General features: G+C 64.2%; 13 protein-coding genes. 3 read left to right on the top strand and 10 right to left on the bottom strand.

From position 1 onward, the window contains the following. Positions 1–2 precede the first annotated feature (2 nt). The 6 genes from JHL16_RS22290 to pabB form a co-directional block, all read right to left on the bottom strand. Complete coding sequence (locus JHL16_RS22290; protein WP_200187005.1) at positions 3–1,013, bottom strand: TraB/GumN family protein; 1,011 nt, start codon at positions 1,011–1,013, stop codon at positions 3–5. Further along, positions 1,013–1,960, bottom strand: a complete 948-nt coding sequence (locus tag JHL16_RS22285; RefSeq protein ID WP_200187004.1) for a tyrosine recombinase XerC — start codon at positions 1,958–1,960, stop codon at positions 1,013–1,015. The genes JHL16_RS22290 and JHL16_RS22285 overlap by 1 nt, the downstream gene beginning before the upstream one ends. Before the next feature lie 334 nt (positions 1,961–2,294). Continuing rightward, positions 2,295–2,945, bottom strand: a complete 651-nt coding sequence (gene fsa / locus JHL16_RS22280; RefSeq protein WP_200187003.1) for a fructose-6-phosphate aldolase — start codon at positions 2,943–2,945, stop codon at positions 2,295–2,297. Between the two features lie 63 nt (positions 2,946–3,008). Then, on the bottom strand, positions 3,009–3,857 hold the full coding sequence (locus JHL16_RS22275; protein WP_200187002.1) for an aminotransferase class IV: 849 nt from the start codon (positions 3,855–3,857) through the stop codon (positions 3,009–3,011). Next, positions 3,854–4,417, bottom strand: coding sequence for an anthranilate synthase component II (locus JHL16_RS22270; RefSeq protein WP_200187001.1), 564 nt, complete (start codon positions 4,415–4,417; stop codon positions 3,854–3,856). The genes JHL16_RS22275 and JHL16_RS22270 overlap by 4 nt, the downstream gene beginning before the upstream one ends. Further along, positions 4,414–5,796, bottom strand: a complete 1,383-nt coding sequence (pabB, locus tag JHL16_RS22265) for an aminodeoxychorismate synthase component I (RefSeq protein ID WP_246771003.1) — start codon at positions 5,794–5,796, stop codon at positions 4,414–4,416. The genes JHL16_RS22270 and pabB overlap by 4 nt, the downstream gene beginning before the upstream one ends. A 79-nt stretch (positions 5,797–5,875) precedes the next feature. Here pabB and JHL16_RS22260 point away from each other — a divergent pair, with 79 nt between their 5' ends. Further along, positions 5,876–8,047 carry a primosomal protein N' gene (locus JHL16_RS22260; protein ID WP_200187000.1) on the top strand — a complete coding sequence of 724 codons (2,172 nt, stop codon included), beginning with the start codon at positions 5,876–5,878 and terminating at the stop codon, positions 8,045–8,047. On the opposite strand, the gene JHL16_RS22255 is transcribed toward JHL16_RS22260, so the two are convergent. Genes JHL16_RS22255 through JHL16_RS22245 form a run of 3 tightly spaced genes read right to left on the bottom strand, consistent with a single transcriptional unit; the run spans position 8,044 to position 10,566 of the window. Beyond that, on the bottom strand, positions 8,044–9,450 hold the full coding sequence (locus JHL16_RS22255) for an FGGY-family carbohydrate kinase (protein WP_200186999.1): 1,407 nt from the start codon (positions 9,448–9,450) through the stop codon (positions 8,044–8,046). The genes JHL16_RS22260 and JHL16_RS22255 overlap by 4 nt on opposite strands. Positions 9,451–9,483: 33 nt before the next feature. Beyond that, positions 9,484–10,008: a GNAT family N-acetyltransferase gene (locus tag JHL16_RS22250; protein ID WP_200186998.1), complete on the bottom strand. Its 525-nt coding sequence runs from the start codon at positions 10,006–10,008 to the stop codon at positions 9,484–9,486. 3 nt (positions 10,009–10,011) lie between these two features. Continuing rightward, complete coding sequence (locus tag JHL16_RS22245; protein ID WP_348647257.1) at positions 10,012–10,566, bottom strand: helix-turn-helix domain-containing protein; 555 nt, start codon at positions 10,564–10,566, stop codon at positions 10,012–10,014. Between the two features lie 130 nt (positions 10,567–10,696). On the opposite strand from JHL16_RS22245, the gene JHL16_RS22240 reads away from it, so the two are divergent. Together JHL16_RS22240 and JHL16_RS22235 are read left to right on the top strand one after the other, a co-directional pair. Next, entirely contained in the window at positions 10,697–11,479 is a 783-nt protein-coding gene (locus JHL16_RS22240; protein ID WP_200186996.1) for a class II aldolase/adducin family protein, read from the top strand. Continuing rightward, positions 11,479–12,804, top strand: a complete 1,326-nt coding sequence (locus tag JHL16_RS22235) for a homoserine dehydrogenase (RefSeq protein ID WP_200187230.1) — start codon at positions 11,479–11,481, stop codon at positions 12,802–12,804. The genes JHL16_RS22240 and JHL16_RS22235 overlap by 1 nt, the downstream gene beginning before the upstream one ends. A 117-nt stretch (positions 12,805–12,921) precedes the next feature. Here JHL16_RS22235 and JHL16_RS22230 read toward each other — a convergent pair. Then, positions 12,922–14,091: FAD/NAD(P)-binding protein (locus JHL16_RS22230; RefSeq protein WP_200186995.1), on the bottom strand; the 1,170-nt coding region annotated here is incomplete at its 5' end.

Raw genomic sequence — 14,091 nt, 5'->3', positions numbered from 1 at the left:
AGCTAGTCGACGGCCGTCACCTCGTAGCCGGCTTTGCGCAGTAGCGCCACCAGGCCCTGCTCGCCCGGCAGATGCGCGGAACCCACGGCGATGAACGCATTGCCGTCGGCCAGCAAGGGCAAAGCGCGCTCGGCCATCAGCCGGTTCCGTTTGTTCAGCACTTCATTTTCCAGATAGGCCGATATTTCGGGATCGGGTTCATCCGTCGGCACGCCCTGCTTCGACAAGACCCAGACGCTCGCCAGCCGGCGGGCGAGATAGAGCTGCGCGAAGGTCTCGGCAAAATCCCCGGCCTGATTGGCGTATTTCGCCGTCATGACCAGCATGCGTGCCTGCTGCTCGAGTGTTGCGCCGGCCAGAACCGCCATCTGCTCCTCGACTTTTTCCAGCCCGATGACGGGAACGCCATGGCGCTTCGCCAGCTGGCCAATGGCGCGGTCGAGCATCGGCAGATCGGCCTTCTGGCGCGCCATCTCGCAGGTCGAATAGCTCAGCATGACGACCACCATCCAAGGCTGGACGGCGCCGAGCGTAATCATCCGCTCCGGCGGTATCTGCGGGGCGTCGCGGATGAAATGCTCGTCTTCATCCGGAATGAGATCCCACATGTCCTGGCCGAGCGGCATCGCCATGAAGCGGGCATTGCGATAATAAGCGCGCAGGTGATCGGCCGGATCGACGACTTCCTTGATTTCGAGAGCGACGACGCTCGCTGTCTCGATTGCGCTGCGCGCCGCATCGGGCAAAGCGTGAATGCGTGGATCGGTCAGATGGATCGTGCCGAAGAGATGCGACGGCTTCGCCTTCCCGGTCTTGTCGGTGATACGCCAGAGGACCGCTCGTCCATTGGGAATATCCGTCTCGGCCGTCGCCAGCCGGGCTCTCAGTTCAGGCGCCGTCGTCTTGAGCGCCGGCAGGAGATTCGTGCCGGTGCAGACCGGCGGCTCGGCGGCTATCGCGATCTCGATGCCGAGCAGGAGAGTGATGATGGTGGCGAGGAGACGCATCCGCATCAGGCCCTCGGATGCGCCTTGGCATATTGCTCGAGCAGATGCGTGGTGTTGACCTCGGTATAGACCTGGGTGGTCGACAGCGAGGAATGGCCGAGCAGTTCCTGGATGGTGCGCAGATCGGCGCCGCCGGCGAGAAGATGGCTGGCGAAGGAATGGCGTAGCGCATGCGGCGTCGCGGTGTCGGGCAATCCCAGCGCACCGCGCAGCCTCGCGATCAGAAGCTGGATATTGCGGGCATTGAGCGGCCCGCCCTTCACACCGCGGAATAGAGGTGCCTTGGAATCGAGCGCCAGCGGGCAGAGTGCCAGATAGCGGTCGAGCGCCGCGCGCGCCGCGTCGATCACCGGCACGATGCGCGTCTTTCCACCTTTGCCGAGAATAGTGAGCGGGTCATGGCTCGCCTGCTGCGGCGTGAGGCTCAAGGCCTCGGAGATGCGCAGGCCACAGCCATAAAGCAAGGTCAGCACAGCGGCGTCACGCGCCGTGACCCAGACCGGCGTTTCTTCGCCGGCGAGCGTGTCGGCCTTGACCACCTCGCGCGCCGCGCCCGCGGTCAAAGGCTTCGGCACGCCATGCGGAATTTTCGGCGCCCTCAGGACGCTCAACGCGGCATTGCTCAGGATTTTGCGCCGTTCGAGAAAACGAAAATAGGTTCGGATCGCCGAGAGCTGACGGGCCAAAGTGCGGCTGCCATTGCCCTCGTTGCGCCGGCGCGCCAGGAAGGCGCGGAAATCCGACGGGGTCAGCCCCGCGAGATCGGCGAGCGTCGCCGGTCCCCCCAGATGATCGGCGAGGAAAGCCATGAACTGGCCGATATCGCGGCCATAGGCGTCGAGCGTATGGACGGAAGCGCGCCGTTCCGTCTTGAAATAGGCCAGCCAAGCCGCGACGGTCTTGGACGTCTCGGGCGCGGCGTGGAAAAGCTCAAGGTCGGAAGTCTCGGCCATGGGTCGAGACTAGCGCCGAAAAGGTTACCGGATAACCCATAACCGTCACCCCGGCGAAAGCCGTTATCGTGTGCACGCATCTCGCGAGGGGATGCGTCTTCACCTCGCCCCGCGTGAGCGGGGAGAGGGAGGGGCCCGTTGCGAAGCAATGGGAAGGTGAGGGGCACCCGGTCTCTTGGCGCGAGGAATAACGGATCTATCGGGAACTCGGCCCTCTATCTCGAAGGAAGAGGTAACAGGGATGCCCCTCACCCTCCCAACGCTTGCGCGTTGGGTCCCTCCCTCTCCCCTCTTCGAGGGGCGAGGGCGATCACTTCACCACAGCGAGCGAAGTTCAAATCGCCTGGCCGGTCTTCTTCCAGTCGGCGAGGAAGGATTCGATGCCCTTGTCGGTCAGCGGGTGCTTGACCAGGCCTTTCAGCACGGCGGGCGGCACGGTCGCCACATCGGCGCCGATGAGGGCCGCTTCCTTGACGTGATTGGCGGTGCGGATCGAAGCAGCGAGGATTTCGGTCCCGAAATCGTAATTGTCATAGATCTGGCGGATCTCGCGGATGAGCTCCATGCCGTCGATATTGATGTCGTCGAGGCGGCCGATGAAGGGCGAGATGAAAGTGGCGCCGGCCTTGGCGGCGAGCAGCGCCTGGTTGGCGGAGAAGCACAAGGTGACATTCACCATGGTGCCGGCCTGGCTGAGCGTCCGGCAGGCTTTGAGCCCGTCGAGGGTCAAGGGCACTTTCACCGTGACGTTCTTGGCGATCTTGGCGAGCTTCTTGCCCTCGGCGACCATGCCGTCGGCATCGAGCGCCGTCACCTCGGCGCTCACCGGGCCTTCCACGGCGGCGCAGATCTCGGCGATCACCTCTTTGAAATCGCGGCCCGATTTGGCGATGAGCGTGGGGTTGGTGGTCACCCCGTCGAGGAGACCGGTGGCGGCCAATTCCTTGATTTCATTGATTTCAGCGGTGTCGACGAAGAATTTCATGACGATATCCTTAGAGGCTCTGTTAGGGCCGCAACCTAGTCCCGGGGGGTGACCCTGACAAGATCAAAGCGCATCCGCCTGGCGCGGATCGAACCCCGTTTCCGCAACGACCGCCGCGCATAATAGTTCGAAATAGCGCGTCAATGCCGCATCGTCATGACGGAGCTCGGCGCCGTCGAGCGCATGGACCGGGCGGACGAGGCGCAGGCTGTTGGTGAGGAACAAGGCGTCCGCTTCCCGAAGCTCCGCCCGTACCAACGCCCTTTCCTCAGCTTGCGTCAGAGTCAGCAGCTTCCGGCGGGCGATGCCGGGAAGAATGCCGGCGCTGAGTGGCGGCGTCGCGAGCCGGCCGTTCTTGAGCAAGAAGACATTGGCGATGGTCGTCGCCGCGACCTGGCTTTTTGTGTTGAGCAGCAGCGCGTCGTCGCAGCGGGCCGCGGCGGCTTCCCGCGCCGCCAGGATATTGTCGATGTAGGACAGCGTCTTGAGACCAGACGCGGGCGATGTCTCATTACGCCGGATTGTCGAGGTGACGAGCTTCGCCGGCGCGAAGAGCATTCCCTTGATCCAGGGCGCCAGCGTGACGAGCAGGCTCGGCGTGCTGCCATCGGCGGCGAGGCCGCGTATGCCTGCGCCGCGCGTCAAGGTGATGCGCAATATGCCATGGTGATGGGGTGTGGCGCGCAATGTCTCGCCGATGGCGGCTTCGATATTGCCGCGGTCGGCCGGGATGCCGAGAGTCTTGGCCGCCTCGATCATGCGCTCGAGATGTTCCGCGAGCCAAACGGGCTTGCCGGCGAAGACGGCGAGGGTCTCGAAGATGCCGTCGCCCAGCAACAGGCCGCGATCACCGGGATCGACTGCGAGACTGCCGGTGGCAAGCTCACCGTTGAACCAGACGGTCGCGCTCACCGCGCCACCTTCAGGAAATTGCGCAATATGTCGTAGCCATGTTCGGTGAGCACCGACTCGGGGTGGAACTGCACGCCATAGGTCGGATGGCTCTTATGTTCCAGCCCCATGATCTCGCCATCTTCGGAGCGTGCGGTGATATTCAACGGCTCATCGCCCGCGAGCTCGACGATGAGCGAATGATAACGCCCGGCATTGAAACCGTCGGGCAGTCCCGCCAGTACACCTCCGCCCTGATGGCGAATGGCGGAGGCCTCGCCATGCATCGGGCGTCTGGCACGTGTGACCTTGCCGCCAAAAGCCTCGCCGATACATTGATGACCGAGGCAGATGCCGAGAATAGGAAGGCGTCCGGAGAATTTGCGCACCACATCGAGCGAGACGCCAGCTTCATGCGGCGTGCAGGGGCCGGGTGAGATCACGATGCCCTTCACATCGTCGTCGATCCTGTCGGGGGTGAGCGCGTCATTGCGCTTGACCTCGGCTTGCGAGCCAAGCTCGCGCAGATAACGCGTCACATTATGGACGAAGCTGTCGTAATTATCGATGACGAGGATCATGTCTCGAAGCTCGCCTGAATGCGTGTCACCTTGGCGAGGGTCTCCTCATATTCGTCCGCCGGATTCGATTTGGCGGTGATGCCGCCGCCGCCCTGGAATTCGGCGCGGCCGTCATGGAACAGCACGGTGCGGATGGCGATGTTGAGATCCATCCCGCCGGTAAAGCTTAAGTATCCGATCGAGCCGCAATAGACGTTGCGCGGCACGCGCTCGATCTCGGCGATGATCTCCTGGGCGCGCATCTTCGGCGCCCCGGTGATCGAGCCGCCGGGGAAGCAGGCGGCGATGAGATCGCCGCGGCTCTTGTCCGGCGCGAGACGGCCGGTGACAACCGACGTGAGGTGATGCACCGAGGCATAGGTCTCGAGTCCGCAGAGGACCGGCACCTGCACCGTGCCCGGTTCGGCGACGCGCGAGAGATCGTTGCGCAGAAGATCGACGATCATCACATTCTCGGCGCGGTCCTTGCGGCTCGCCAGAAGCTCGGCTTTCAGCTCGGCATCGATGCTGGCATTGGCGTCGCGCCGCCGCGTTCCCTTGATCGGGCGCGCTTCGGCAAGGCTGCCATCGAAGCTGATGAGACGCTCGGGCGAGCTCGAGGCGATCTTCACCGCGCCATAATCGAGAAAGGCGCCGAAGGTTGCCGGATTGCGCTGGCGCAGAGTGAGATAGAAAGTGAGCGGATCGAAGCTCGCCGGAATGGTTGCCGTGAAGCGCTGCGCGATATTGGCCTGGAAGATGTCGCCGGCGAGAATGTAGTCGATTGTGCGCTGGATCGCCGCCTCGTAATCGGGGCGGGTGAAATTCGACTGCCAGCCGGCAATCACATGGTCGCCGGAAAGCGGCGGTTCAGGTTCGAGGCAGAGCTGCTCGACTTCGGCGAGGCGCTCTTCGGCGCGCAGCAGGCGGGCCTCGGGCTCGGTCTCCGGAAAACCGGCTGAGACGATCCAGCAGCGCCTCGCCTGATGATCGAAGGCGACGACCGTGTCGTAAGCGTGAAGGGCGATGGCCGGAATGTCGGGCGCCGGAGTCCGCGCCTTGATCTGCGGCTCGAGCAAACGGGCGAATTCATAAGCGATATAGCCGGCGAACCCGCCCTGGAAAGGCGGCAGCTCGGACGCGGGCGGCAAGCTCCAGCGCTTCAATCGCCGGTCGAGGCGGGCGAGAGCCGCGAGGCCGCCTTCGCCTTCCGCCAAGGTAAAGGTCTCGAACGGGTCGGCGGCGATGTAGGAATAGCGGCCGAGCTCGCCCTGCTGGGCCGCGCTGTCGAGGAAGGTCACGTCCTTGCGGCGCGCAAAACGGCGCAGCAGCAGCGCCGGATCGCGGTAAGCGATCTCGCGCCGGAGCACTTCGGCCATGGACGCAGGGACATGTTTCATGGCCGCCTCATATAGGCAATGCCGTCACTTTTCGCCATGGGCTTGTCCCTGAGGACGAGTTGGCGCAAGGCTCCACATCATGTCCGCCGATTCCCCGGTCACCGCCGATGTCCTGCTGCCGCTCGCGCTCGAGGGGCCCTATACCTATGCGGTGCCGCCGGGGCTTTCGGTGGCGCCCGGCGACTATGTCGAAGTGCCGCTGGGGCCGCGCTCCTTCATCGGCTGCGTCTGGAAAATCGGCGAGGGTGACGGCGGCGGCAAGACCTTGCGGCCGATCGTCCAGAAATTCGACCTGCCGCCCTTGAGTGATACACATCGCGCCTTCATCGACTGGGTGGCGCAATATTATCTGGAACCGCTCGGCAATGTGCTGCGGCTCTGCCTCAGGGCTCCTGGCGCCTTTGGTGAGGCGAAGGGCGACGTCGCCTATCGCATCGGCCCCAACCAACCGGCGAAGCTGACCGCGCAGCGCGCCCGCGTGCTCGACATTGCGCGCGAGGGCCTGGCGATGAAAGCCTCCGAGCTCGCCGAGCTTGCCGGCGTCGGCACATCGGTGGTGAAGATGCTGGCCAAAGCCGGCGCGCTCGAAGTGGTGGCGCTGCCGCCGCATCGCGCTTTCCCCGCGCCCGATCCCTCCGCCGGCAAGCTCGCTTTGTCTGAGGCGCAGGAAGAGGCGGCCCGGGAATTGCGCGCCCTTGTGACGAGGCGCGCGCAAGGCACGCTGCTGCTCGACGGCGTCACCGGATCGGGCAAGACCGAAGTCTATTTCGAGGCGATGGCGTCGGCGCTCGCTTCCGGGCGTCAGGTGCTGCTGCTTCTCCCCGAGATCGCGCTCACCCAGCAATTCATCGAGCGCGTCGAGCGGCGCTTCGGCGCCGCGCCGGCGACCTGGCATTCCGGCATGCGGCCGCGCGAGCGCGAGCGGGTTTGGCGCGGCGTCGCGGATGGTGGGGCGCGCATCGTCGTCGGCGCGCGCTCGGCCCTGTTCCTGCCCTGGGCGCGGCTCGGCCTCGTCGTCGTCGATGAAGAGCATGAGAGCGCCTACAAGCAGGAAGACGGTGTGCCCTATCACGCCCGCGACATGGCGATCGTCTATGGCGCGCTCGGCAAATTCCCGATCGTGCTCGCTTCCGCCACGCCTTCGCTCGAAAGCCTCGTCAATGCCGAGCGTGGCCGCTACACCCATGTGCAGCTCGCGGTCCGCCATGGCGCCGCCGAATTGCCGCCGAGCCACATCATCGACATGCGCCAGGCGGCGCCACAGTCCGGATCATGGCTGTCCGATCCATTGGCGAACGCAGTGAGCGAGACGCTCGCCAAGGGCGATCAGGCGCTGCTCTTTCTCAACCGGCGCGGCTATGCGCCCTTGACGCTCTGCCGTGCCTGCGGTCATCGCTTCGATTGTCCGAACTGCGCCGCGTCGCTGGTCGAGCATCGCTTCCGCAAGCAGCTGATGTGCCATCATTGCGGCCATACCGAAGCGATCCCCGGCCAATGCCCCAAATGCGAGACGCCGGGCAAGCTCGTGCCCTGCGGGCCGGGCGTCGAACGGCTCGCGGAGGAAGTGGCGCAGCGTTTCCCCGAAGCGCGACTCACCATCCTGTCGAGCGATCTGGCGCGCGGCACGCTGCTCAAGGATGCGATCCGCGAGGTGACCGATGGCGTGCATAATCTCGTCATCGGCACGCAGCTCGTCGCCAAGGGCCATCACTTTCCGCATCTCACTCTCGTCGGTGTCGTCGATGCCGATTTCGCGCTCGATTCGAGTGATCCGCGCGCCGGCGAGCGCAGCTGGGCGCAGATGGCGCAAGTGGCGGGGCGCGCCGGGCGCGGCGAGAAGCCGGGCCGCGCGCTGATCCAGACCTACAGGCCTGATCATCCGCTGATGCGGGCGCTGGCGGAAGGCGACCGCGACGGCTTTCTCACGGAAGAGAAGCGCCTGCGCGAAGGGGCCGACCTGCCGCCTTATGGGCATCTCGCGGCCATCGTCATATCGGGGCGCGACGGGCACGAGACCGAACGCTTCGCCCGCTCGCTGCAGCCGCTCGCCCCCTATGGCGAAGGCGTGCATGTGCTGGGCCCGGCGCCGGCGCCTTTGCATCTGGTGCGCGGGCTGCATCGCTGGCGCTTTCTGGTGAGAGCGCGCCGCGGCATCAATGTGCAGGCCTATCTCAAGGCCTGGCTCGGCGACATCAAGCCTAAGGGATCGCTGCGCCTCGCGATCGATGTCGATCCGTATAATTTTCTCTAGTCATTCTGCTCCGCCGCAAGCGCGCGCCATTTGGCGGCATAACGCGCCATCATCGCCGGCGCCTTCGGATCCACGCGGTCGAGCGAGAGAGCGAGCTCGGGCAGCTTGCCGTCTTCGCTCATCAAGGCCAGCACCATGGCGCCTTGCGTGGTGCCGTCGCGCAATTGCGAGGCGAGCACTTTCTGCTTCGGGCGGAGAGCCGCGAGGCATGAGAGAAACACCGGGTTCTTGGCGAAAGGCCCATCGACGATGATGTCACCTTTCGACTTCACCGCGGCGAGCGAGCGGTCGACCATCAGCGCGCAATAAAGCGCGGCAAGGGTCGCGCGTTCTTCTTCGCTTGCAGGTGCCGGGCCTCTCACCAGGCCTTTATTGCCGGTGCCGGGCATCGGTCCGCCCGAGTCGGTGAAGGACGGAAGCGCGAAGCTCTCTTGCGAGAGAATGTCGGCGAGCGCCTTGAAGCTCGCCGCTTCGGCGGCGGCGCCACGCGAGAGAATCTCGAATTCGCGCCCGCCCATGAAGCGGCAGCAAGCGACGGGCTTGCCCCAGATGTCGGTGTTGGTCACCGTGTCGCGCTTAGGGTCGAGCTCGGTGATGCCGGTGTCGGTGTCGAAGCCGATGATCCAGGTGCCGGTCGACAGAAGCGTGAAGTGTTTCCGGCCGCCGGCGAGGTAGCGCAGATAATTGGCGCTCGAATCGTGGATGCCGGCGAGCACGTCGCCGCGGCCGCGGAAACGGCCATCGCGGAATTCCTCCTTCAGCGTGCCCGTCACTTCCCACGCCTTGGCCCAGGGCGCGAAGAGCTTGTCCCAGCCGCGCAGACGCGCCAGCGACGAGAAGCTGTTGTCGCGCACATCCATCAGCTGTGACTGGCACGACATGCTGGCGACCTCGATCACCGCTTTGCCGCTGAGCAGATAGCTCACATATTGAATCCAGGGCAGGATGGTTTTGACCTTGGCGAAATCCTCGGGGAAAGCCTCTTCTTCCCAGAAGAGCTGCATGCCATGGGTCAGCGCCATCGGCAGAAGCGGCCCGAAGACTTCCGAGAAAGGCGGCTCGACCTTGCGATAGGCGTCGATGATCTCGGGTGGCGGCTCGGCCATGTAATCCATCACCGGCAAGGCCAGTGAACCATCCTCGGCGAGGCAGGCAATCGCCGCGCCATGGGCCGAGGGCACGATGACGTCGATCGGCAGCACCGCGTCGAGTTCGGGCAGATGTTTGGCACAGAAGGCGATCAGCGGCTTCGGATCGAGATGGAGAAAGGGCGGGCCTGAGCCATGGCGGCTCGCCATCTTGCGCTCGGCCAGCGGTTTTCCGGCGCTGTCGAAGAGCACGATCTTGCTGTTGGTCGCTCCGACATCCACCACGGCGATGCCGCGCACATTGTTTCCCGTCATGATCCCCTCTGTGGGACGCCCCCCGGGCGCCCATCACAGATTTTTGTACATGATCGTGGTGGAGTCGAGACGATCTTTATGGGTATCGCGGCAATAGCCGGGGATGACGCCGGTCGTATGATAGCCGATGGCGGCATAAAGCGGCTCGGCCGTGTCGCCGGTGCGGGTATCGAGAGTGAGCAGGCTGCGCCGCAACCGGCGCGCCTCGTCCTCGATCGTCGCCATGAGTCTTTTGGCGATGCCCTGGCGGCGGAAATCCGGATGCACCAGCAATTTGCGGATCTCGGCGCGATGCGGCTGATTGGCCGGCGTGTCGTAATCGAGCTGCACCGCGCCGGCGATGCGTGCGCCGTCTTTCGCCACCAGGAGCAAGCGCGTGCCGCTCGCCACCGGCCCCGCGACCTTGTCGCGCCAGAAGCCTTCCGCGTCTTCCATGCTGTGCGGCATGATGAAGCCGATGCTGGCGCCGGCATGGACGCAGTCATGCAGGAGCTTCGCCAGTTCCGGCAATTCGTGTGAGATGTCCTCGGCGGTGAAGAGCGAGAGGTCTATCGTCATGTCTCACACCATGAAGATCAGATAGCGGGCTGAGATTTTCTTCGGCGTCGCGAAGCTGCTCGGGCCGAAAAGCTGATAACGCAGGCAGTCGCCGGCTTTCAGCCCATAGGTCGTGCCGGCCACCGTGATGTCGAGCTGGCCCTCGAGCAGAACGAGATGATGCTCGAGGCCCTGTTTCGGCGCCTTGTCGTAATCGATGCGTGTGCCGGGGCCGATCTCGCCTTCGATCACTTCACCGACAAGCGTCTGCGCCGGCGGCGACACCGCGCGGCGCTTGAAGCTGATCTCTGGATCGCTCCACAAAGTCTGGGCGCTGCGCCGGATGAGCGGCGCGAAACCGTCCTCGGCCATATACATCAGCCGTGACAGCGTCAGGCCGAAGGCGGCGCAGAGCTTGCCCAGCATGCTGGTGGTCGGGCTGATGGCGAAATTTTCGAGCCTCGACAAAGTGGCGCGGCTCACCCCGCTGCGGCCGGCCAGCTCGTCGAGCGACCAGCCGCGGTCGATACGTAGGGCCTTCAGGCGCTGGGCGATCCGCCGGTCGATGGCATCATCCATAATTTCCATATTTGAGATATTTTCTCGAATATGAGAATTTGTCAAGAGACCGCGACTTTAGCCTTTCTGGACCTTTCGGATTTCAGGTTGTAGGGTCCGCCCGAAAATTTGATCAAATGGAGCCGTCGCGATGTCGAAGTCCAAACATGCCGATCTCAAGAAGAAGATCATCTGGGTCTGCCGTCAGATGAACGAGATGGGCATCAATCAGGGCACGTCGGGCAATGTCAGCGCCCGCACCGAGGACGGTTTCCTGATGACCGCGTCGGGCGTTCCTTATGACATTATGGATGTCGAGCACATCGTCGAGATGGATCTCGAGGGCGGCTATTACGGCAAATATCTGCCGTCGACCGAATGGCGCATGCATATGGACATCTTCAAGGCGCGACCCGAGGCGGGCGCCATCGTGCATACGCATTCGATCTATGCCACGGCACTGGCGACCTTGCGCAAAGACATCCCGCCCTTCCACTACATGATCGGCGTCACCGGCGGCTCGACCTTGCGGGTCAGCGACTATGCCGAATTCGGCACCCAGGCGCTCTCCGACACGATGCTCAAGGCGCTGAAGGACCGCACCGCCTGCCTCCTCGCCAATCACGGCCAGATCGCCTTCGGGCCCAATCTCGACAAGGCCCTGTGGCTCGCGGGTGAGATCGAGACGCTCTGCCACCAATATTGGGCGGCGTGTCTCGCCGGCAAGCCGGTCATCCTCAAGGATGCGCAGATGAAGACCGTCCTGGCGCGCTTCAAGACATACGGCAAGCAGGCCGGTGAGCTGAAAGGCGGCGAGGCGCTGGCGGTGATCGCACCGACGCGCCGCGATGCGCCCGAGGCGAAGCCTGAGAAGGGCAAGAAAGACAAGCCGAAGAAGGACAAGTCCAAGAAGGCCAAGGACAAGGCGAAGTGATTTCCAATGTGTCGTCGCTGGCGCGCGAATTGCGCCGGCATGCCGAGGAGAAAGGCCCGATCCGGATCGGTGTCGCCGGCGCCGGCCAGATGGGCACCGATCTCGCCGTTCAGCTCGCCCGCATGGAGGGCCTGCGGCTCGCGGCCATCGCCGAGCTCAATATCTCCAATGCGCAAGCGGCACTTCTCCTCGCCGGCCATGGGCGCGAGGACTTCGCCGAGGCGAAGTCCGCCCAGGATATCGACCGGCTGATCGAGATGAAGAAGATCGCCATCACCGGCGATCTTCAGGCGCTTGTCGGCGCCGGGCGCATCGATGTGGTGATCGACGCCACCGGCAATCCCAATACAGGGGCCGTCTTCGCGCTCGCCGCGATCAAGGCCGGCAAGCCGATCGTGATGCTCAATGTCGAGGCCGACATCACCATCGGCCGCTTTCTCCATGAAGAAGCGCGCCGCGCCGGCGTCGTTTATACGGGCGCGGCGGGTGATGAGCCGGCCGCGGCCCTCGAGCTCATCGGTTTCGCCCAGTCGCTCGGCCTCTCGATCGTCTGCGCCGGCAAGGGTAAGAACAACCCGCTCAAATTCGATGCGGTGCCGGCCGATTACGAGAAGGAAGCCCGTGAGCGCAACATGAATGCGCGCATGCTGGTCGAATTCGTCGACGGCTCGAAGACCATGGTCGAGATGGTGGCGATCGCCAATGCGACCGGCCTCGTGCCTGACCTGCCCGGCATGCATGGTCCGGCGGCGACGCGTGACGAGCTTGCGGACGTGCTGATTCCGAAATCCAAGGGCGGCGTGCTCAGCAAGACCGGCTGCGTCGATTATTCGATCGGCAAGGGTGTGGCGCCCGGCGTCTTCTGCATCGTCGAGGCCGATCATCCGCGCGTCGTCGAACGCATGATTGATCTGAAAGTCGGCAAGGGGCCCTATTTCTCGCTGTTCCGGCCCTTCCATCTGACCAGCCTCGAAGTGCCGATCTCGGCGGCGCATGCGGTGCTGCACAAAGAAGCCGACATGGTGCCGCTCGATCATCCGGTGGCGGAAGCGATCGCTCTCGCCAAGCGCGATCTCAAGCCCGGCGAAACGCTCGGCAAAATCGGCGAGACGGAATATCGTGCCTGGGCGATGACCTGGGGCGAAGCGCGCCAGGCCAATGCAATCCCGATCGGTCTGGCCGAGCGGGCAAAGGTGGTGAAGCCGGTCAAGGCCGGCAGCTATCTCACCTATGACAATTGCGTTCCCGACGACACGCTCACCATCACCCAGATCCGCCGCCGCCTCGACCAGGCGGATGCGCGTTTTCTGGCCGCGGCGGAGTAGGTTCTGGATTTTTCCCTCCCCCTTGCGGGGAGGGTCGGTCCGAAGGGTCGGGTGGTGCTTCCGAATCTTCTTCTCTAACGATTTGCCAGACCACCCGACCCCCATCCGGCTCCCGGCCTAAGGCCCGGGAGCCACCTTCCCCGCAAGGGGGAAGGATGAAGGCACAATCACCTTTGCAATATCATCCGCATGTTTGCGGATATGCGGCACCGCGACGGTTTCGAAGAACTGGCCGCGGGTCAGCGTGCCGAGCGCGAAAAGGCGTGAAAGATGACCATTGCGCGTCCGGCAACGTCCGTCATCATCGATGGCGATGCCGAGACCCAGAGGGCATTCGGTGACCAAGCCCTCATCGAGAAGCGCACTCAGCAGAGCATGCGCGCGCAGCGACAGGCTCGGCCCGGTGGTGTTGACGACGAGATCGGCCGCGAGAGTGCCGGTGGCCAGATCGACATCGATACGATCGGAATGCGGTGTGAGTCGGTGGATGCGACCGGCGCGCAAGGACAGGCGCCCGACCGTCTTCAGCTCCTCGATCCGGTGCCAGGTCGGCGGCGGTGACCGGTGGCGGTGATGCAGCCACAGCCGGGCGCCATGCCTCATGAAGCTGCGGCGCTGTTCCTGTGTCCATTGGGTCCAGATCGCTTCGACATGCCCGCGTAAGCCATCGATGACTTCATACCAGTCGCGCTCGCGCAACTCGCGCTTCACCATACTCCAGACCATGGTCGGCGAATGGCCGATGACGTGTTCAGCTTCGGCCCAGGGTGTTACGGTCCGATCGCAAGGCGGCGTCAGCGGATGCGCTGCGGCCAGGGTGAAATGTGCTTTGGGGTTGGCCTCCGCGATCAGCGTCACGGCATCGAGTGCGGTCAGGCCGGTACCCGCGATGACGACGCGGTTGCGTCCTTCAGTCCTTTCTGGCGTCAGGCTCCAAGGATGTTCGATGATGCGCGGATCGCTGATCCCAGGCGCCAGGAGCTTGGGCGGCAGATTGCCAAGCGCCAGCACGGCATGTGAGGCCGCAAGCGTCGTGCCGTCCGCCAAGGTGATGGCGAGTCCATCATCGGTTGAACGGATTGCGCTGGCCATCGTCTGGAAATGGCGGACGTCCTTGCCGGTGATGGCATTCGAAACGGCTTCGGTGAGGAAATCACCATAAAGCCGGCGCGGCGCATAGTCATGATCGGCGCGTTCGGCGAGCCACGGCTCGAAGAGCGGATCGTCCGCCTCGGCATACGTGTCCATCTTGGGCGTCGTCACATTGAGGAGATGCTTGTCAAAGCG

Source organism: Taklimakanibacter albus (genome assembly GCF_016595235.1).
In the GTDB taxonomy this organism is placed as follows: domain Bacteria; phylum Pseudomonadota; class Alphaproteobacteria; order Rhizobiales; family Aestuariivirgaceae; genus Taklimakanibacter; species Taklimakanibacter albus.
The sequence above is the reverse complement of the archived record's forward strand: the minus strand, read 5'-3'. Positions and strand labels throughout refer to the sequence as shown.